General features: G+C 71.8%; 18 protein-coding genes and 2 rRNA genes. 4 read left to right on the top strand and 16 right to left on the bottom strand.

Annotated elements, in window-relative coordinates; translation table 11 throughout:
• Nucleotides 1–17 precede the first annotated feature (17 nt).
• The 3 genes from ACTVCO_RS08280 (at nt 18) to ACTVCO_RS08270 (ending at nt 2,821) form a co-directional block, all read left to right on the top strand.
• Nucleotides 18–953, top strand: a complete 936-nt coding sequence (locus tag ACTVCO_RS08280; protein ID WP_443727951.1) for an ABC transporter ATP-binding protein — start codon at nt 18–20, stop codon at nt 951–953.
• Nucleotides 950–1,732 (top strand): ABC transporter permease, encoded by a 783-nt coding sequence (locus tag ACTVCO_RS08275; protein ID WP_443727950.1) that lies wholly within the window; start codon nt 950–952, stop codon nt 1,730–1,732. Before ACTVCO_RS08280 ends, ACTVCO_RS08275 begins: the two co-directional genes overlap by 4 nt.
• 84 nt (nt 1,733–1,816) lie before the next feature.
• On the top strand, nt 1,817–2,821 hold the full coding sequence (locus ACTVCO_RS08270) for a COX15/CtaA family protein (protein WP_443727949.1): 1,005 nt from the start codon (nt 1,817–1,819) through the stop codon (nt 2,819–2,821).
• 44 nt (nt 2,822–2,865) lie between these two features.
• Here the strand turns inward: ACTVCO_RS08270 and ACTVCO_RS08265 are convergent, their stop codons facing one another.
• From ACTVCO_RS08265 to ACTVCO_RS08205, 13 genes are all read right to left on the bottom strand, one after another.
• Nucleotides 2,866–3,522, bottom strand: coding sequence for an NUDIX domain-containing protein (locus tag ACTVCO_RS08265; RefSeq protein ID WP_443727948.1), 657 nt, complete (start codon nt 3,520–3,522; stop codon nt 2,866–2,868).
• Nucleotide 3,523: 1 nt separating this feature from the next.
• On the bottom strand, nt 3,524–5,185 hold the full coding sequence (locus tag ACTVCO_RS08260; RefSeq protein ID WP_443727947.1) for a CTP synthase: 1,662 nt from the start codon (nt 5,183–5,185) through the stop codon (nt 3,524–3,526).
• A gap of 59 nt (nt 5,186–5,244) precedes the next feature.
• The gene (locus ACTVCO_RS08255; protein WP_443727946.1) at nt 5,245–6,378 is read right to left on the bottom strand and encodes a glycosyltransferase family 4 protein; all 1,134 of its coding nucleotides are present in this window, start codon (nt 6,376–6,378) and stop codon (nt 5,245–5,247) included.
• Nucleotides 6,375–8,012, bottom strand: coding sequence for a murein biosynthesis integral membrane protein MurJ (murJ, locus tag ACTVCO_RS08250; RefSeq protein ID WP_443727945.1), 1,638 nt, complete (start codon nt 8,010–8,012; stop codon nt 6,375–6,377). The genes ACTVCO_RS08255 and murJ overlap by 4 nt, the downstream gene beginning before the upstream one ends.
• Nucleotides 8,009–8,866: a hypothetical protein gene (locus ACTVCO_RS08245; RefSeq protein ID WP_443727944.1), complete on the bottom strand. Its 858-nt coding sequence runs from the start codon at nt 8,864–8,866 to the stop codon at nt 8,009–8,011. Before ACTVCO_RS08245 ends, murJ begins: the two co-directional genes overlap by 4 nt.
• Complete coding sequence (locus ACTVCO_RS08240) at nt 8,863–9,966, bottom strand: copper transporter (RefSeq protein ID WP_443727943.1); 1,104 nt, start codon at nt 9,964–9,966, stop codon at nt 8,863–8,865. Before ACTVCO_RS08240 ends, ACTVCO_RS08245 begins: the two co-directional genes overlap by 4 nt.
• 50 nt (nt 9,967–10,016) lie before the next feature.
• Nucleotides 10,017–11,201: a putative cytokinetic ring protein SteA gene (gene steA / locus ACTVCO_RS08235; protein WP_443727942.1), complete on the bottom strand. Its 1,185-nt coding sequence runs from the start codon at nt 11,199–11,201 to the stop codon at nt 10,017–10,019.
• Nucleotides 11,202–11,209: 8 nt separating this feature from the next.
• Nucleotides 11,210–12,913, bottom strand: a complete 1,704-nt coding sequence (gene recN / locus ACTVCO_RS08230; protein ID WP_443728298.1) for a DNA repair protein RecN — start codon at nt 12,911–12,913, stop codon at nt 11,210–11,212.
• A 2-nt stretch (nt 12,914–12,915) separates the two neighbouring features.
• Nucleotides 12,916–13,854 carry an NAD kinase gene (locus tag ACTVCO_RS08225; RefSeq protein WP_443727941.1) on the bottom strand — a complete coding sequence of 313 codons (939 nt, stop codon included), beginning with the start codon at nt 13,852–13,854 and terminating at the stop codon, nt 12,916–12,918.
• 4 nt (nt 13,855–13,858) lie between these two features.
• A complete protein-coding gene (locus tag ACTVCO_RS08220) occupies nt 13,859–14,821 on the bottom strand; it encodes a TlyA family RNA methyltransferase (RefSeq protein WP_443727940.1) in 963 nt (320 codons plus the stop codon).
• Nucleotides 14,818–14,988 carry a hypothetical protein gene (locus ACTVCO_RS08215; RefSeq protein WP_443727939.1) on the bottom strand — a complete coding sequence of 57 codons (171 nt, stop codon included), beginning with the start codon at nt 14,986–14,988 and terminating at the stop codon, nt 14,818–14,820. Before ACTVCO_RS08215 ends, ACTVCO_RS08220 begins: the two co-directional genes overlap by 4 nt.
• A 126-nt stretch (nt 14,989–15,114) precedes the next feature.
• Nucleotides 15,115–16,146 (bottom strand): HAD-IIA family hydrolase, encoded by a 1,032-nt coding sequence (locus ACTVCO_RS08210; RefSeq protein WP_443727938.1) that lies wholly within the window; start codon nt 16,144–16,146, stop codon nt 15,115–15,117.
• On the bottom strand, nt 16,143–17,171 hold the full coding sequence (locus tag ACTVCO_RS08205; RefSeq protein ID WP_443727937.1) for a hypothetical protein: 1,029 nt from the start codon (nt 17,169–17,171) through the stop codon (nt 16,143–16,145). Before ACTVCO_RS08205 ends, ACTVCO_RS08210 begins: the two co-directional genes overlap by 4 nt.
• A gap of 84 nt (nt 17,172–17,255) precedes the next feature.
• On the opposite strand from ACTVCO_RS08205, the gene ACTVCO_RS08200 reads away from it, so the two are divergent.
• Nucleotides 17,256–17,918 carry a hypothetical protein gene (locus ACTVCO_RS08200; protein WP_443727936.1) on the top strand — a complete coding sequence of 221 codons (663 nt, stop codon included), beginning with the start codon at nt 17,256–17,258 and terminating at the stop codon, nt 17,916–17,918.
• Here the strand turns inward: ACTVCO_RS08200 and ACTVCO_RS08195 are convergent.
• From ACTVCO_RS08195 to ACTVCO_RS08185, 3 genes are all read right to left on the bottom strand, one after another.
• Nucleotides 17,915–18,316, bottom strand: coding sequence for a hypothetical protein (locus ACTVCO_RS08195; protein ID WP_443727935.1), 402 nt, complete (start codon nt 18,314–18,316; stop codon nt 17,915–17,917). The two genes, ACTVCO_RS08200 and ACTVCO_RS08195, sit on opposite strands and share 4 nt — an antisense overlap.
• 234 nt (nt 18,317–18,550) lie before the next feature.
• Nucleotides 18,551–18,667 (bottom strand): 5S ribosomal RNA (rrf, locus tag ACTVCO_RS08190).
• A gap of 68 nt (nt 18,668–18,735) precedes the next feature.
• Nucleotides 18,736–18,853 (bottom strand): 23S ribosomal RNA (locus tag ACTVCO_RS08185); the annotation flags it as partial.

The raw sequence follows: 18,853 nt of genomic DNA, 5'->3' as shown, positions 1-18,853 counted from the left end.
ACCTAGACTTGCCATCCGTGACCGCAGATCCCGTCGTTGAGATACGCGACCTCGTCAAGACCTACGGTGGCCGCACCGTCGTCGACCGTCTCACCCTGAGCGCGGCCCGTGGCGCCATCACGGCCGTCCTCGGGCCCAACGGCGCCGGAAAGACGACGACGATCGAATGCTGCGAGGGCCTTCGCATCCCCGACGCGGGAAGCGTCCGGGTCCTCGGGCTCGACCCGCACACCGACGCGGTCGCCCTCCGTCCACGCGTCGGCGTCATGCTGCAGGACTCGGGGCTCCCGGCGCAGAAGCGCGCGGGCGACGTCCTCGCCCATGTCGCGCGCATGTACCGCGACCCCTGGCCGGTCGCCGACCTCACCGAACGCCTCGGGCTGGGGTCCTTCGCGGCGACGTCCGTGCGCCGGCTCTCGGGCGGCCAGCGGCAGCGCCTCGCCATGGCCTGCGCGCTCGTCGGCCGTCCGGAGGTCGTCTTCCTCGACGAGCCGAGCGCGGGGATGGATCCCCAGAGCCGGCTCGCCGTGTGGGACCTCGCACGCGCACTGCGCGCTCAGGGCACCTCCGTCATCCTCACGACGCACCTCATGGACGAGGCTGCCGAGCTCGCCGACGACGTCATCGTCGTCGACCACGGGCGCGTCGTCGCACAAGGTCCGCCCGCCGTCCTCACGGCCCAGAGCGCGGGCCAGGTCGCGACGATGTCGACCGCAGCGCCGCTCGACCCGACGGTTCCCGCGCGGCTGCGGGAGCACCTCGGCGGCGAGGGCTGGGACGTCACTGCTCCCGACGCGAAGTCGCTCCGCATCGACGGAGCCCTCGATCCCCGCTCGCTCGCGGCGATCCTCGCGTTCTGCGCCGCGGAGGACGTTCTCGTCACGCGGCTCGACCTCGGTACCCGCTCGCTCGAGGACTACTTCCTCGACCTCACCGGACGGACCATGCGATGACCCCCGGACCGGCCCCCACGTCCGTCGACGCGCGCCGCGGCGCAGCCCCCGCGCTCGCGCGGCTGCGCGCGCAGACCGAGTTCGAGCTCGCCTCGATCGTGCGCAACGGCGAACAGATCCTCGTGACGATCCTCATGCCGCTCATCGCCCTCGTCGCGCTCGCCGCGACCGACGTCGTCGGCCTCGAGCGCGCCGAAGGTCCCCGTGTCGACCTTGTCGCACCTGGCGCCCTCGCGCTCGGCGTCATGGCCGCCGCCTTCACGTCCCAGGCGATCGCCACGTCCTTCGACCGCCGAGGCGGGGTCCTGCGTCTCATGGCCACGACGCCCCTGGGCCGCGTCGGGCTGCTCGGCGGCAAGATCTGTGCCGTGCTCGTCGTACTCGTCATCCAGGCCGTCGGCCTCGGGGGCGTCGCACTCGGGCTCGGATGGCGCCCCGCACCCCTCGACCTGGTCGCGGCCGCGGGTGTCGGAGTCCTCGGCACGGCCGCGTTCACCGCGCTCGCGATGCTCATCGCGGGCACGCTGCGTTTCGAGGCCGTGCTCGCACTCGCCAACCTGCTGCTTCTCGCGCTCACGCTCGTCGGAGGCGTGCTCGTCCCGACCGACTGGCTCCCCGGGATCGGCTCGGAGATCGCCCGCTTCCTTCCCTCCGGTGCACTCGGCGAGGCGTTGCGCGGCGCGTTCGGGGACGGCGTCGCGTGGCGCGACGTCGCCGTGCTCCTCGGCTGGACAGGCCTGCTCACCTGGGCGACCTCGCGGACGTTCCGCTGGTCGTGAGCCACGAGCTCCCGTGCGTGACGTGACCCACCCGGTCGGGGCGGAAGTGGCTTCACGCGTGCGCGCGGGCATACCGTAGGGCCCGTGACGACGCCTGCTCCCACGACTGACTCCCGCCCGACGCTCGCCAGCCCGACTCGGCTCCGACGCATCCTCGCGTGGGTCGACTCCCACCGGCGAGGCATTCTCGTGGCGAACCTCGTCACGCAGATCGGGATCATCGTCTCGGGCGGGCTCGTCCGGCTCACCGGGTCAGGCCTCGGCTGCTCGACGTGGCCCCAGTGCGAGCCCGGCCGGTTCACACCCGTCTACCACCCCGAGGCCACCTACCACTCGGCGATCGAGTTCGGGAACCGCACGCTCACGTTCGTGCTGTGCATCTCGGCTGGCCTCGCGGCGTTGGCCGTCTGGCGCATGCGCGACCGCTCCCCCGGTTTCCGGCGCCTCGGTCTGTGGCCCATCATCGGCGTGCTCGTCCAGGCCGTCGTCGGCGGCATCACCGTGCTCGTCGACCTGCACCCGGCGATCGTCGGGTCGCACATGGTCATCTCGCTCGGGCTCGTCGCAGTCTCGACCTACCTCCTCGTGCGCTTCTCCGAGGGCGACGGTCCCGTACGGCTCGTCGTGCCGCGCGCGGTCCGCACCGTCGCGATCATCACGGGCTGGCTCGCCGTCCCGATGCTCGTCCTCGGTGTCGTCACGACGGGTGCTGGGCCTCACTCCGGCGACACGACCGTCGGGTACCGCTTTGCGATCGACCCGGCGCACGCCGCCAAGCTCCACGGGCTCAGCGTGTGGGTCTACGTCGCAGCCGTCGTCGTCGTCGCGCTGCTCGTCGTGTGGGGTGCTCGCTCCCTCGCCGAGGGCGCCGCTGTCCGCCGCGCCCTCGGCGAGGTCGGTGCCATGATCCTCGCGCAGGCGGGCATCGGCTACCTCCAGTTCTTCACCGGACTTCCCGTCGTGCTCGTGCTCGCCCACATGCTCGGTGCGGCTCTCACGACCGTCGTCGTCGTGCGGCTCGTGCTCGCGACGCGCACGCGCGACGACGTGCGGGCGCAGATCCCCGCACCGGCCCGCGACGCGGTCTGACGCGCGCGAGCCCGAGTCAGCGGGCCCGAGTCAGAGGGCCCGAGTCAGGGCAGCGAACGGGTTCCCGGAACCGGGCCCAGACGCCGCTGGGGCCACGGCGCGTCGGCCGGGCGCAACGTCGTCAGGTCCGAGGCGAGGGCCGCGTTGAGGGCAAGCACTCCAACCACCACCGACGGGTTGTGCAAGCGCCCCGCGAGGACACCGTCGACGGCGTCCTCAACCGGCACCCAGACGGGAACCATGTCGCGCTCCTCGTCTTCACGCTCGTGGCGCTCGGACTCCGGCACGACCGTGAGGTCCCGGGCGAGAAAGACGCGCAGGGCTTCGTTCGACCCACCCGGGGTCGTGTAATAGTCGACGAGGACGTCCCACCGTGCGGCTCGCAGGTCCGCCTCTTCGTAGAGCTCGCGCGCCGCAGCGGCGCACGCGTCCTCGCCGTCGACGTCGAGGAGCCCAGCAGGTGGCTCCCACAGCTCGGCCCGCACCGGGTGGCGGTACTGGCTGAGCAGCAGCACACGCCCCTCGTCGTCGAGCGCGATGACAGCGACAGCCCCGGGGTGGTCGATGACCTCGCGCGTGACGACGACGCCGTCACCGAGGTCGACATCCTCGGAGACGACGTCCCAGACGTGACCGCGGTGCACCGCCCGGCTCCCGGTCGTCGGACGGGGGGCCGGGCGGTCGAACAGCGGGTCGTCCACGTCAGTCCTGCACCACGAGGGCCGCGGCGATGAGCCCCGCGAACAGCGGGTGGGCATTCGTGGGACGCGACTTGAACTCCGGGTGCGCCTGCGTCGCGACGTAGTACGGGTGCACGTCGGCCGGAAGCTCGACGAACTCGACGAGGGCACCGTCAGGCGACGTTCCCGAGAAGACGAGGCCGGCCTCGGCGATCTGGTCGCGGTAGGCGTTGTTGACCTCGTAGCGGTGACGGTGACGCTCGGACACCTCGGTGGAGCCGTAGACGCCCGCGATGACGGAGCCCTCGGCGAGGACCGCGTCGTAGGCGCCGAGGCGCATCGTGCCGCCCAGGTCGCCTGCGCCGTCGACGAACGCCTGCTGCTCCTCCATCGTCGCGACGACGGGGTGGAGGGTGTCGACATCGAACTCGGACGACGACGCGCCCTCGAGGCCGACGACCGTCCGGGCGTACTCCATGACCATGGCCTGCAGTCCGAGGCAGATGCCGAGCGTCGGGACCTTGTTCTCGCGGGCCCATCGCAGCGCGCCGATCTTGCCCTCGATGCCGCGGACGCCGAAGCCTCCGGGCACGAGGACGGCGTCGGCGCCCTCGAGCGCCTCCTGAGCGCCCTGCGGCGTCTGGCACTCGTCGGACGCGACCCAGCGGATCGTCACCTTCGCGTTGTTGGCAAAGCCGCCTGCGCGCAGGGCCTCGGTCACCGAGAGGTAGGCGTCGGGAAGGTCGATGTACTTGCCGACGAGCGCGACCTCGACCTGGTGGTCGGGCTGCGTGACGCGCGTGAGGAGCGTGTCCCACTCGGCCCAGTCGACGTCGTGGAACGGCACACCCAGGCGGCGCACGACATACGCGTCAAGGCCCTCGGAGTGCAGGACGCGCGGGATCGCGTAGATGCTCGGGGCGTCGGCACACGTGACGACCGCCTCGTTGTCGACGTCGCACATGAGTGCGATCTTGCGCTTGATGCCCACGGGAAGGTCGCGGTCGGCGCGCAGCACGAGCGCGTCCGGCTGGATGCCGATCGAGCGGAGGGCCGCCACGGAGTGCTGCGTCGGCTTCGTCTTGAGCTCGCCCGACGGACCGATGTACGGCACGAGCGAGACGTGCAGGAAGAAGACGAGGTCGCGACCGAGCTCGTGACGCACCTGGCGTGCGGCCTCGAGGAACGGCTGCGACTCGATGTCACCGACCGTGCCACCGATCTCCGTGATGATGACGTCGACGTCGTCGCTCGCCTGCGCCCGCATGCGCGACTTGATCTCGTCGGTGATGTGCGGGATCACCTGGACCGTGTCGCCGAGGTACTCCCCGCGACGCTCCTTCGCGATGACGTGCGAGTAGACCTGGCCCGTCGTCACGTTGGCCTTGCCGGAGAGAGGAACGTCGAGGAAGCGCTCGTAGTGACCGATGTCGAGGTCGGTCTCGGCGCCATCTTCGGTGACGAAGACCTCACCGTGCTGGAACGGGTTCATCGTTCCGGGATCGACGTTGAGGTACGGGTCGAGCTTCTGCATCGTGACCCTGAGACCGCGTGCACGGAGCAGACGACCGAGGCTCGAGGCGGTCAGCCCCTTACCGAGAGAGGAGGCGACGCCTCCCGTAACGAAGATGTGCCGGGTCGTTGATTCCGACCGCCCGGAGAGTCGATTCGCATGCTCTGCCACGGAACTCCACTCTAACAACGTCCTGCCACTTCGCAGGACGACGCGCGGTGCGAGTGATCTCACACTGCTGGTGATGTGCTCGCATAGAGGCGCACGAGCTGGTCGAGGACGTCGACCGGCGTGGGGAGCGTCGCAGCGCGCTCACGCGCGGCATTCCGCAGCGTCTCGCGCCTGCGGGGGTCGAGCAGAACGGTCGTGACACCGTCGGCGATCGCGCGCGCATCGCCGACCGGGACGACGATCGCTGCGTCACCGACGACGTCACACGTTCCGCCCGCGTTGGTGACGACGAGGGGCGCGCCGGCACGCAGAGCCTCCTGGAGCGCGATCGGCTGGCCTTCCCAGACCGCAGTCGAGACGACCACATCGGCTGCCGCGTACCACTGCGGCACGTCGTCCCGTGCGCCGAGGAGCCGGACGGGCAGGCCACGCGCGGCGATGTCGCGTGCGAGCTCACCCTCGAGCGGCCCTCCCCCGGCGACGAACCACGTGAAGCCGCGTACGGCGTCGTCCGCGACGAGGAGCCCGGCGACGTCAAGGAGTGTTCCGAGCCCCTTCTGGGGCGCAAGGCGCCCCACCGTGAGGACGACGACGGAGCTCGGCTCGAGCCCCAGACGCGCACGAGCCGTCGCCTGGTCGGCAGGTGCGTGGTCCCCGGGCGCCGTCGCACGCGGCGGCGCGGGGACGAGGGCTCGCTCGGTGCACCGTGCCCCGCGCTCCGACGCGCTCGCGACGAGGTCGCTCGACACACCAAGGACCACGTCCGCGCCGCGCGCGACGATGCGCTCGAGCACGTGCGCGACCCGCTGCACGCGCGCCCCGCCGACAGGACGGTTGTGGAGCGTCACGACGATGCGCGGACGTCGCACGCGGCTGCGCGCTGCCAGGACCGCGAACGCCCCGGCCCGCAGACCGTGCGCATGGACGACGTCAGCGCTCCCGGTCACCGCACGGAGCCGGGCCCAGGCACGCGCGTCACCGAACCCGGGACGTGCGGCGATCGGCACGTCGGTCCAGGGCAGGTCAGCCAGCCCGTCAGCTACCGAGGCGGGCCCGGCGACACGGACGAGCGCGCCCGCGGCGCGCAGCTCCTCGCTGATCTGCGCCACGTGCCGCACGACGCCACCCGCACTCGTCCCGAGCACCTGGAGAACTCGCCTCCCCCGCACACCGGTGTCGTCACGCTCCGTCATGCGTTCAGCCTGCCACGACCGGCGCGGCCGAGGGCCGCGCGCAACGTCCGACGGTCAGCGACCGCGAGGACGCACCCGAGAATGACGATCCCGACGAGGCCACCGAGCGCACCGCCGCCGATCGCGATGGCGAGACCCGACTGCGCTCCCACGACTGCGTCGACCGTCGCCCGTCCGGCCACGGCTGCAACCGCTCCGCCGACGACGACGGCTCCCGTCGTGCGCATCACTCCCGCCAGTGCCGGTGGTCCGAGGACCCGGCGCAGCGCGACGAGCGCGGCGATCCCACCGCACGTCATGCCGATCGCGTGGCTCAGCGCGAGGGCGAGCAGGGTCCCCGGTGCGTCCGAGGCCCCGACCGTCGTCGTCTGGACGAGCACAAACGAGACGAGCGCCGCCGTGACCCACGCGAGCGACCCGGCGACCATCGCCGACCGCGCGCGCTCGAGCGCATACAGCGCACGGGTCGCCAGATAGAGCACGGAGAACCCGACGAGCCCGGGGGCCATCGCCGTGAGAGCCGGGCCCATGGCGAGCACGACGCCCTCCTCACCGTGCCCGACCCTGCTGAAGGCGACCGCGACGGCGGGGGCTGCAGCGATCAGAGCGACACCGCCGAGTCCGGCGAGCGCCGCGACCGCGCGCGTCGTGCCCGCCGTGAGCGCGGAGAACGCATGAGTGTCGGACTCCCCCGCCTTCTCGGCCAGGCGCGGGAAGACGCTCGTCGCAAGAGGAACCGCGAGCACGGCGTAGGGCAGAAGATAGACGGCCTGCGTGTACTGGAAGACGGGCCAGGTTCCTGTCCCGCCGAACGTCCCCGCGAGCCGCAAGGTGACGACGACGGCGAGCTGCTGAGCGAGAAGCGCACCCACTCCTGCCCCCGCGAGACGACGGGCGCGCTGTGCGACACCGTCGGGGAACGAGAGCGTGGGCCGCAGGCTCACGCCCGAGCGCAGGACCGGGACGAGCAACGGCAGGCTCATCGCTGCGACGCCCGCGCTCGTGCCCCACGCGAGCCACGCGATCGCGGCATCCGGTAGAGCAGCCGGGTCGTTGTGGAGGCCCTCGGCAGTGAGCGCGAACGCTCCGTAGCTCGCGAGGACGACGAGCGTGGACAGGACGGGGGCGAACGCCGGCCAGAAGAACTTCTTCTGCGCCTGGAGGATTCCGGAGAGGACTACCCCGACCCCGTAGAGCGGAATCTGGATGGCGAAGATCCGCAGGAAAGTCGCGGTGAGCTCGACCGTCGCGGGGTCGTCCGGTGCGAGCAGGCGGGCCACGGGCCCGGCCAGCACGACGACGAGCACGGCGAGGGGAACGAGGGCTGCGAGAGCCCAGGTGAGCGCTGCGGAAGCGGTGCGGTTCGTCTCGGCGCGCAGCCCGCGGGCCAGCGGCAGCGCGAGCAATGGGACGAGCGCCCCCGTGAGCGCGCCGCCGGCGACGATCTCGAAGAGCACGTTGGGAATCGTGTTGGCCGACGCGTACGCCGTGCCGACGGAGTCGTAGCCGACGGTCCCCGCTTGCGCGACCCACCGGACAAAGCCCAGGACGCGCGAGAGCGCGGTGACGGCCGTGATGAGGGCTGCCGCGCCGACGAGGCTCCCCGAGAGCCGTCGGTGCGAGCTCGTCGTCACCGCCGTCGACCCCAGGCGTCGACCGCGGCGAGCGCCGGAGTCCGTTCGATGACCGCAGAGAAGCTCACCCGCTCCGAGGCGAGCGTCAGTCCGACGACGCCCGCGAGAAGCACGGCGCGCACGGGTCGTGGGAGACCGGTCGCGGCGACCCCCAGGTGTGCGCCGAGAGCATTGGCGCCGCAGTCACCGAGCATGTCGTCCTCTTCGAGGTCGCCGGTGAGCGCGCTCGCGACGGGACCGAGAGCGGGAAGGGCGCTCAGGCCTTGTCCGACGGACGCGAGAAGGACACTCGAGCCGATCGACGCCTTGAGGGCTCGTCCGGGCCGAAGGTCGAGGAGGTTGACGAGGTTCGCCGAGCCTGCGATCAGGGCCGTGTCGAGCGTGATCTCGCAGAGTCGTCGGCCGCCTGCGCGGGGACCACGGCCCGCGTCGATGACGAGTGCGGCGACTAGTGCGGACGCGCCGATCCCCCCGATCTTGACGAGGCCCGTCGTCACACGGCCTTCGCGCAGCGCACCCAGGTGGCCGCGAAGCCCCTTGCGCCTGTCCTCGGGCGACTCGCGCAGGTCGTCGTTGAGGCCCGCTGCGCCGGCGCCGAGCGTCGCCACGATGCTCGCCGCCGCCGTACGGGGTGCGCCGCCCACGGCGCCCGCAGCGAAGGCCGCATCGGCGAGACCGACGGCGAGCGCGGGGCCCGCCTTGAGGTCGACCCGACGACCGGCGTAGTTCGTGCGCTGCCACAGCGTGGGATCGAGGTCGTTGCTCACGCCGTCGAGGCCGGAGCGGGCGACTCGCGTGCTCACCGCGCCGACGATGCCGCCGGCGACGGCGCCGAGAATCCTGCGGGCACTCATTCGTCGCCTGCCTCGGCGTCTGCCCCGGCGTCGGCGTCAGCGTCAGCGTCGGCGTCGGCCTCAGCGCCTCCGACTGCACCGTCCTCGGAGCCGTCGGCCTCGTCATCCGCGGGCACCTCGGGCGCGGCTGCTCGGCGCGCCGTCCGGTCGATCTCGGCGAGGCGCACAACCGCTGGGGCGACCGCTGTGGCCCCCGGCCCGGTCCCGAAGTGCCCGACCGTCCCTGCCGCGCGCGCCGCGAGAGCGAGCGGAACCGAGATCTGGCCGGTGATCGCACTCATGTCGTCGACGGTCGTGACGAGGTCCGCGTCGTCGCCCTCGATGATCGCGCGCACGAGAGGCGCATCGCCTGCGCCGGCGACGAGGGAGCCCTCCGCAAGCTCGGCTGCCGCACGCGGCAGCTCCTGCTGGATGAGCAGGGTCGTGGCGTCCTGCGAGCTCGGTGATGTCGGGGTCACGTCGGGGTCGACCGTCCCCGGAGCGAGCACGACGATCATGTCGGCGGGCTGCACGCCCTCGGAGTACGTGACGAAGTCGCCGGCTGCGAGGAGCCGCTGGAGCTGGAGCGCGTCGGGCGAGAACACGTCGCCCTCGGGAGCGAGCTGGACGAGCGAGAGGACGAGCGCGCGCGCAAGGTCGGCGTCGTGCGAGCCGCCGGTGCTCCGGTTGGGGAGGTAGTCGGTGAGCGAGGGGACGAGGGCCTGGCGGTAGCGCGCCTGGCTCTCGCTCGTCCACTGCTCGGAGACCTGGACCGTGCCGGCGATCTGTGCGCCTGCAGCGACGAGGTGCGTCGAGAGTGCGTCGACCGTTGCGTCGTCGACATCAGCAAGCTCGATGAAGGCGACCCGACGGCCCGTGATCGTCCCTGCGGTCAGCTGCGGAGCGGTTGCGGCGAGGAACGCGTCACGGGTGACGAGATCGCTCTCGGCGGTCGAGAGCTGGTCGCGCAGCTTCTCCTTGTCGGCGCGCAGCGTCTCGACCTGCCCGGTCAGCTGGTCGCCGATCGCTTCCTTGAGCGGTCCCGCGCCGAGGACGATCCCGACGGCGAGCGCGAGGAAGACAGAGATGAGCGAGACGAGGTGGTAACGGAAGTCGATCACAGCGGGAGGAGTCCTCGGGTCGATGGGCGGTGCGGCACGGCGGGGTGGGCTCAGGGCCCGGCGAAGAGCCCGACGAACCAGCTCCAGACGTCGTCGACGCGTGCGCCGGCGAGTCCGAAGAGGGTTTGGCCGGCGGCGGTCGAGAGCAGGGCGACGACGAGCGCGACGAGGCCCGCGACGACGAGCATCGTCAGCTGCGCGTTGGAGATGCGCTGGCGATAGAGGCGTGAGACTCCCTTGGCATCGACGAGCTTGCCGCCGACACGCAGCCGCGTGAGGAAGGTGGAGGCCATGCCGGAGCGTCCCTTGTCGAGGAACTCGACGAGTGTGACGTGCGTGCCGACTGCGACGATCACCTCGGCACCCTTGTCGTCGGCGAGCAGCATGGCGACGTCTTCGCTCGTTCCGGTCGCGGGGAAGACGACGTGCTGGACGCCGAGCCGCTCGACGCGGTCGAGACCGGGCGCCTGCCCGTCCCGGTAGGCGTGCACGACGACTTCGGCGCCGCTCGTCAGTGCCTTGTCCGAGACCGAGTCCATGTCCCCGACGATGAGGTCGGGCTTCCAGCCCTCGTCGAGGATCGCGTCGGCGCCCCCGTCGACACCGATGAGGATCGGCCGGAACTCACGGACGTAGGGCCGGAGCGTCGCGAGGTCTTCACGGTAGTGGTACCCGCGCACGACGATGAGGACCTGGCGGCCTTCGATCGACGTGCGGATCTGGGGAACGCCCACGCCGTCGAGCAGAAGCTCGCGCTCGCGACGCAGGTAGTCCATCGTGTTGGCCGCGAACGACTCGAGCTGCGAGGACAGTCCCTCGCGCGCCTCCGTGAGGGCCGCCGTGATGCTCTCGCCATCCTGCGCCACGCCCTCGGCGACGAAGGCGTCGCCGAGGAAGACCGAGGCGTCCTCGACGCGGACCTTGCGTCCCTCGGGCATCGACATGATGTCGGGGCCGAGATCGTCGATGAGCGGGATCCCGGCGGCGACGAGAATCTCGGGGCCGAGGTTGGGGTAACGGCCGGAGATTGAGCGCGCGGCGTTGAGAACTGCTGACGGGCGCGCGGCGACGAGCGCCTCGGCGGCGACGCGGTCGATGTCGAGGTGGTCGATGACCGCGATGTCGCCGGGGCGCAGGCGCTTCGTGAGGTCCTTCGTGCGCGCATCGACGCGAACGGGGCCGTAGATGCCGGGGGCGATTTCGGGGGGCTCACCCCGACGGAAGCTGAGTTTCATCGCGGTCATCATCCCACGACAGTGCTGCGGAGAAGCTCCGCCGCGTGTGCGCGCGCCGTGTCAGAGTCCTGCCCCGACAGCATGCGAGCCAGCTCGGCGAGGCGTTCGTCCCCGACGACCGTGCGGACGTCGGACTGGGTGACGACGTCGCCGTCGGCGGCTGTCGATTTTGTCACAACGACGTGCTGGTCGGCGTATGCCGCGACCTGCGCAAGGTGGGTGACGACGATGACCTGTGCGTCGCGAGCGAGCCGGGCCAGTCGTGCTCCGACCTCGAGCGCAGCGCGGCCGCCGATCCCTGCGTCGATCTCGTCGAAGACGAATGACGGGGTCTCTCCCGAGCGGCTCGCGGCGAGGACAACCTCGACCGCGAGCATGACGCGTGAGAGCTCACCGCCCGAGGCACCGCGGCCCAAGGGGCTCGCGGGGGCGCCCGCGTGCGGGACGAGCGAGATCGTCACCTCGTTGGCGCCGTAGGGCCCCAGCTCGGTGTCGGCGACGTCGACGAGGAGGCTCGCGCCTGCCATCGCGAGCCCGTCGAGCTCGGCTGTGACGTCGTCTGCGAAGACGTTCGCGCCGCGTCGCCGTGCCTCGCCCAGGTCAGCGGACATGTCGGCGAGGAGCGCGTCGAGCGCGTCGCGTCGTTCGCGCAACGCGACGAGCCGCTCGTCGCCTCCTTCGAGCTCGAGCAGGCGCAGGCCCGCGTGGGACGCCCACTCGAGCACTGCGGCCGCATCCTGCCCGTACGACCGGGTGAGGCCCGTGAGCTGGGCGCGCCGCTCATGAGCGCGTTCGAGCGCGGCGGGGTCGGCCTCGAGTCCCGCGAGGTGGGACGAGAGTTCCGTTCCGACCTCGGCGAGCGCATAGCCGGCCTCGGCGATCCGCTCGGCGAGGTCCGCGAGGGCTGGGTCGTGCTCGCCCGCGTGCTCGAGGGCCCGGCGCGCGTGGTCGACGAGCGAGATGACGTGGGGGCGGTCGTCACCGCTGTCGTCGCCGACGAGCGTCGCGTGCGCGTCGGCTGCGCCGGCTCGGATCTCCTCGACGTTGCTCAGTCGCTCGACGAGCATGTCGAGCTCGGTGTCCTCGCCTGCACGCGGTTCGACACGCTCGATCTCGGTGAGGCCCAGGCGGAGCAGCTCGGCCTCGCGGGCCCGGTCGTCCCGCTCGGCCACGAGGCGTGCGGCTTCTTCCCCGACCGCGGTGCGCTCCGCCCAGGCGTCGCGGTAGCGCTCGAGGAGCGCGAGGTGGTCGCGTCCTAGGTAGGCGTCAAGGGCTTCGCGCTGCCGGCGTGGTGATCGCAGCCGGAGCTGGTCCGCCTGCCCGTGGACGGTGACGAGCTCGCCCGCGATCTCGGCGAGGACGGTCTGGGGCACGGTGCGTCCGCCGAGGTGCGCGCGGGAGCGGCCGGCTGCGGCAACCGTGCGCAGCACGACGAGCGTGCCGTCGTCGTCGAGCTCTCCGCCGGCATCGGCGACGCGCTCGCGCGCAGGCGCGCCCGGGGCGAGCACGAAGGTGCCCTCCGCGGCGGCTCGCTCTGTTCCCGTGCGCACGCGGCCGGGATCGGCCTTGCCACCCATGAGCAGGTCGAGGCCCGTGAGGAGCATGGTCTTGCCGGCTCCTGTCTCGCCCGTGATGGCTGTGAGGCCGGGCGCGAGCGGGATGCGGGCGTGCGTGATGACGCCGATGTTTTCGAGCGAGATCTCCTCGAGCACGCTCATGCCTCCTGGTGGGCTGTGCGGGGGCTCGTGGCGCGCTGCGAGGCGGCCGCGGCGCGGGCGGCTCCACGCCAGCCGACGACGGGCAGGTCGAACTTGTTGACGAGCCGGTCGCTGAAGGGCGCATGGGTGAGACGAGCGAGGCGCACGCGTTCGCTCCCGAGCGTGACCTCGATGCGGGACCCGGGTGCGACGTCGACGCGTCGGCGCCCGTCGAGCGTGAGCACTCCCGAGGCCTGGGACGCGGGGACGACCTCGATCGCGAAGGCGGAGCGTGGTCCGACGACGAGCGGGCGCGCGAACAGTGCGTGGGCGGCGAGCGGGACGAGCAGCATCGCGTCGACGTCGGGCCAGACGACGGGACCGCCGGCGGAGAAGGCGTGGGCGGTCGACCCGGTGGAGGTCGCGACGATGACCCCGTCGCACCCGAACGACGACAGGGGCCGTCCGTCGACCTCGACGACGACCTCGATCATGCGTTCACGGTCGGCTTTCTCGACGGTCGCCTCGTTGAGCGCCCACCCTGTCAGGGTCTCGCCTTGCGGGGTGCGGACGGCGACCTCGACGATCCCCCGCTCCTCGACCTCGTAGTCGCACGCTCCGATGCGCTGCACCGCAGCCCGGAGGTTCTCGCGCTCAGACTCCGCGAGGAACCCGACGTGGCCGAGATTGACGCCGAGGATCGGCACGGTCGTCCCGCGGGTGAGCTCGGCGGCGCGCAGGATCGTGCCGTCGCCGCCCAGCACGACGACGATCTCGGCGTCGGCGACGTTCTCGCCCCGGCTGCCTTCGAGGTCGCCGTGGACCGGCAGATGCTCGTGGTCGTCGTGAAGGACGACGTCAAAGCCTGCGGCCTCGAGCTCGTGGCGCGTCTCACGCAGTGCGACGAGCGCCTCGGGCCGCCCTCCGTGGGCGACGACGATCGCGGTGCGGGTCATGTGCTCACCGTCCAGCTTCGGTCGTGGGAGGTACGGGGACCGTGTGGACGGTCGTCGCGGTCGAGTCTGCCACTGCGGCGCTCACCGACGGCTCCGCGTCCGCGCGCGCCGCGGCCGGGTCGTGAGGTGCGTCGGGAGCGAACCAGCAGAAGAACTCTCGGTTGCCTGCAGGTCCTGGGACGGCAGAGGCGACGACGCCGCGCAGTCGCGCACCGTGGCGAGCGCCGCACTCGACGACGTCGAGGACCGCGCTCACGTGAGCCGCTGGGTCCCGGACGACGCCGCCGCGGCCGACCCGGCCGCGCCCGACCTCGAACTGGGGCTTGACCATGAGCAGGAGGTCAGCGTCCGGAGCTGCTTGACGGATCGCGGCCAGGACGAGGGTGAGCGAGATGAACGAGAGGTCAGCGACGACGAGGCCCGGCGCGAACGGGAGGTCGGCGGCCTTCAGCTCCCTCGCGTTGAGGCCTTCGCGCACCGTGACGCGGGGGTCGGTTCGCAGCTCGTGGACGAGCTGATCGTGGCCGACGTCGATTGCGGCGACCGCGCGCGCTCCTCGCTCGAGGAGAACCTGCGTGAAGCCGCCCGTCGAGGCACCGACGTCGAGGCAGTCGAGGTCGCGAGGATCCGGTGTCGGCACGCCTGTTGCGGCGAGACGGTCGAGGGCGGCGAGCGCACCGGCGAGCTTACCGCCCGCCCTGGAGACGAGCTCGTCGTCGGGTGCGTCGTCGACCGTCACCTGTGCGTGCGGTGCGACGAGCTGGGCGGGCCGCGAGGCGATCATGCCGTCGACGCGCACGCGGCCGTCCCTGATGTTCTGGACCGCGCGGGCTCGCGAGCGGGCAAGTCCGCGGGCGACGAGCGCGACGTCGAGCCGGGCGTCGACGAGGGGTGCGGCACCGGTCGTGGGGGCGGGACCGTCGGGGGCCGGTGCGATCGCACGGGGCGTGTTCTCGGGGGCGTTCACGGTTGGGGGTGCGCCTCGTCCGTGGGCTCGTCGACGAGGTGGCTGTGCAAGGTTTGGTGGAGATCGTCGAGCACGTCGGGGTGGTCGGCGAGGGGGCGCTGCGCAAGGTGCACGAGCGGGGCGAGCGCAGCGTCGACCGTCGCGTCGCCGGTGGGGCCGTCGCTCATCGTCTGGGTGTCCTCTCGCGTGGTGTGTCTCGCGCGTGGCGTGTCTCGCGCGTCCACGCTAGCGGACGTCGCGAGAAACGGCCCTGCACCCGCGATGCTGTGGGTACAGGGCCGTCATCGTCGCGTCTAGTGGCTGCCGACGGGCAGGTCGGGCACGGCGGCCGGGTCGAGCGGGGCGCCGGCGTCGGCCGATGCCCAGGCCGCTGCGCATGCCGCGCGGACGAGGTCGACCGGCTCGGCGCCTGCTTCTGGGTGCGTGTCGTCGAGCTCGAGGGCTCCGCCGCTCACGCGTGCTGCGATCCCGCGGCTCGTCCACCACCCGTCGTGGAGCACGGGCTCCGGGTGTGCGACGAGCAGGGAGCGGAGGTCCTCCCCGATGAGGTGCGGACGGAGGTGCGGTTCCGCGAGGATGTCGTCGCGCGCGGTGCTCACGCCCGTGAGCACGTGCAGCCCGACGTACCCGCCCGAGCGTGCTCCCGCGAGGTCGGTGTCGAGCCGGTCGCCGACGACGAGCGGCCGCGCGCCACCGACACGTTCGACGGCGAGCTCGTACATCCGCGGGGACGGCTTGCCCGCGGAGTCGGGCTCGACGCCCGTCGCGGCGACGACGGCGCCCACGAGGGCGCCGTTGCCGGGCGCGTAGCCTCGCGCCGTCGGGAGCGAAAGGTCGCGGTTGGACGCGACGAACCAGGCACCTGCGCCGACCGCGTAGGCCGCTTCGGCAAGGTCCCGCCACGCGAGGTCGGGGGCAAAGCCCTGAACGACCGCGTCCGGCTTGTCGTCGGCAGACTCGACGATCGTCATGCCGACCCCGAGCACCGCAGTGCGTAGGCCAGCGCCCCCGACGACGAGGACCTTCGCGCCCGGCTGGAGCCGGGACGCAAGGACCTGGGCGGCGGCTTGGGCCGCCGTCATGACGTCGCTGGCGACGGTCGGGATGTCGAGGGCCGTGAGCTGCCCTGCGACGTCCTCGGGCTCGCGAGAGGCGTTGTTCGTCACAAAGACGAGGTGCATCCCGCGCTCCCGCGCACCCGTGAGGCCCTCTGCCGCATGGTCGATGGGCTCGTGACCGCGGTAGGCGACGCCGTCGAGGTCGACCAGTGCGAGGTCGAATGCCTCAGCGAGCGGCGCGTCCGAACCGATGAGGCCCGCGCTCATGCACGCTCCTCCGCGTCGTCACCCGAGTCCGATGCCTGTGCGTCGGAGGCGACCGCGTCGGTCACCTCGGCCGTGGCCGAGGCGTCGAGCGCCCCCTCGGCGACCGCGGCGTCGGTCTCGGCGCTGTCGGCCACGTCGTCCGTCGGCTCGGCATCCGCTACGACGTCGTCCGAGTCGCTGCCCGGCGCGTCCTCGACGGCGAGCTCCTTCCGGTCGGAGCCCTCGTCGTTGGAGCCTTCCTCGTCGGACTCCGACTCGGCTGGCTCCTCGTCGTCGGGCATGTCGACGTCGTCGAGGTCGACGACGAGAACTTCTTCGTCGACCTCGATCTCGCCGACCGCGGCGGCGAGCTCGGCAGGCGTGACGCCCTCGAGCATGGCCGCTGCGTCGTCGTCGCGTCCGAGGGCTTCGAGGATGTCGGCCTGCGCCTGGAGCACGCGGACGTGCTGGACGCGAGAGACTCCGGTGACGTCGATCTCGCGGAGCGTCACGAGTGCCGCGTCGGACTCGCCGAGGTCCATGCGCGCACCCGCGACGACGATCGAGAGCTCGATCTTCGTCTCGACGTCGAGGGACTCTGCCTCGGGTGTCTGGGCGAGGGCGATGGCACGCTCGGGGCGACCGAGGCCGCGCTCGCAGTCTGCCATGACGGGCAGGTGCTCGGAGGACCCGTTGAGGCGGCGGACCGTCCTCAGCTCGCGCAACGCCTCGGCGTAGCGCTCGGTGCGGTAGGCCGCGAGGCCTGCTGCCTCGCGCACGATGTCGACACGTCCGCCGCGAGCGACGGCCGCCTGGGCGTGTTCGTAGGCGGCTTCGGGGTCAGCGTCGAAGAGACGCGCGACCATGACGAGGTGGCGTCCGACGGTCTCTGCGTTCTGCTTGGAGAGCGAACGCAGGTGGGCCCGTGCCTCACGGTCGAGGTCACTGATCGTCACCTCGTCGGGGATCTCCGGGCCGACCGGAACCTCGCGACGGTCCTCACGGAAGCCATCGCGACGTGAGTCGTCCTGTCCATCCCGACGCACAGCGCCGCTGTCGGGCCGTCCGCTACGGAAGCCACCCTCACGGGAACCGCCGTCGCGGGCACGACTGTCGCGGGCACCGCTGTCGTGCCGGCCTACGCTGGGTCGGCTGCTGCTATCGCGGCCGGCTCCGTCGCGGCCGCCACGGAAGCCACCTTCACGCGGGGCACCATCACGCTGACCATAGGCGGGGCGTCCACCCTCACGGGGGGCACCTCCGCGAGCCGCGCCATCGCGTCCACCGCGGAAGCCACCCTCACGCGGGGCACCATCGCGCTGGCCGAAGGCGGGCCGGTCCCCGTAGCGGCGCTCTCCGCCATCACGGCCACCACGGAAACCACCCTCTCGGGGGGCACCTCCGCGAGCCGCGCCGTCCCGTCCACCGCGGAAGCCACCCTCGCGGGGACCGCCATCGCGCTGTCCAAAAGCGGGGCGCCCACCCTCACGGGAGCCGCCATCGCGCTGGCCGAAGGCGGGCCGGTCCCCGTAGCGGCGCTCTCCGCCATCACGGCCACCACGGAAACCACCCTCACGGGAAGCTCCGTCACGCTGGCCAAAGGCAGGGCGCTCTCCGGACCGACGCTCCGCGCCATCGCGTCCACCGCGGAAGCCACCCTCTCGGGGGGCACCTCCGCGAGCCGCGCCGTCCCGTCCACCGCGGAAGCCACCCTCACGGAAGCCACCCTCACGGGGACCGCCGTCACGCTGCCCATAGGCCGGGCGTCCACCCTCACGGGAGCCGCCGTCTAGCTGGCCGAAGGCGGGCCGGTCGCCGTAACGACGCTCTCCACCATCGCGGCCGCCACGGAAGCCACCCTCACGGGAAGCGTAGGGCGGGCGCCCACCGTCTCGCTGTCCGCCACCACGCTGACCACCTTCGCGGGGAGCGCCGTCGCGCTGGCCGAAGGCGGGCCGGTCGCCGTAACGACGCTCTCCACCATCGCGGCCGCCACGGAAGCCACCCTCACGAGGACCGCTCTCGCGGTTGCCGCGAGGGCCTCCGTCGCGCTGACCGTACGAACCACGTCCGGCATCTCGAGCTTCGCTCGGACGCCCGCTGGACCGACCCTCGCGTCCGGAGTGGTCGCGGTTCCCGCGGCTGTTGCGGTCGTCGCGTTCGGAGCGTCGGTCTTGACGCTCGCCGCCACCCTGCTGATCGTTCACGTTGGTCGGTTCCTTCCACGATGGACTTGTCGTTCCATTGTCTCATCCACGCGGGTGTCGCGTGGTGATCCGGTGTCGTCAGGCACGTCACCTCTCCCCGGCAGCCCAGTGCGGACAGGAGCGCTCGCAAGCCGAGGGCGCATCACGTGAGTCGCCACCTGAACGGGGGGAAACGACGAAGGCCCACCCCGGTACGGGGTGGGCCTTCGCGAATGAATGTCCGGCAGCGTCCTACTCTCCCACCCCGTCACCAGGGCAGTACCATCGGCGCTGTGAGGCTTAGCTTCCGGGTTCGGAATGGGACCGGGCGTTTCCCTCACGCTATGACTGCCGTAACTCTATTGGGTTATCAACACACCGGTGATGACCCGGGAACCGCACAGTGGACGCAAGCAGAAATTGTTGTATCAAGTCATTGGCTATTAGTACCGGTCAGCTTCACGAGTCTTTCGTCCTCGCTTCCACATCCGGCCTATCGACCCAGTGGTCTACTGGGAGCCTCTCACCCTCAAGGGGCATGG

It is taken from the genome of Sanguibacter sp. A247 (genome assembly GCF_052324925.1).
Taxonomy (GTDB): domain Bacteria; phylum Actinomycetota; class Actinomycetes; order Actinomycetales; family Cellulomonadaceae; genus Flavimobilis.
This window is presented reverse-complemented; position numbering and strand designations above follow the sequence as displayed.

Bases quoted from the DNA above. Each gene is read 5' to 3' on its own strand.
- ACTVCO_RS08255 (WP_443727946.1), bottom strand. From the start codon at position 6,378: ATGACGGAGCGTGACGACACCGGTGTGCGGGGGAGGCGAGTTCTCCAG.
- ACTVCO_RS08275 (WP_443727950.1), top strand. From the start codon at position 950: ATGACCCCCGGACCGGCCCCCACGTCCGTCGACGCGCGCCGCGGCGCA.
- ACTVCO_RS08245 (WP_443727944.1), bottom strand. From the start codon at position 8,866: ATGAGTGCCCGCAGGATTCTCGGCGCCGTCGCCGGCGGCATCGTCGGC.
- ACTVCO_RS08215 (WP_443727939.1), bottom strand. From the start codon at position 14,988: ATGAGCGACGGCCCCACCGGCGACGCGACGGTCGACGCTGCGCTCGCC.
- steA (WP_443727942.1), bottom strand. From the start codon at position 11,201: ATGAAACTCAGCTTCCGTCGGGGTGAGCCCCCCGAAATCGCCCCCGGC.
- ACTVCO_RS08210 (WP_443727938.1), bottom strand. From the start codon at position 16,146: ATGAGCGCGGGCCTCATCGGTTCGGACGCGCCGCTCGCTGAGGCATTC.
- ACTVCO_RS08225 (WP_443727941.1), bottom strand. From the start codon at position 13,854: ATGACCCGCACCGCGATCGTCGTCGCCCACGGAGGGCGGCCCGAGGCG.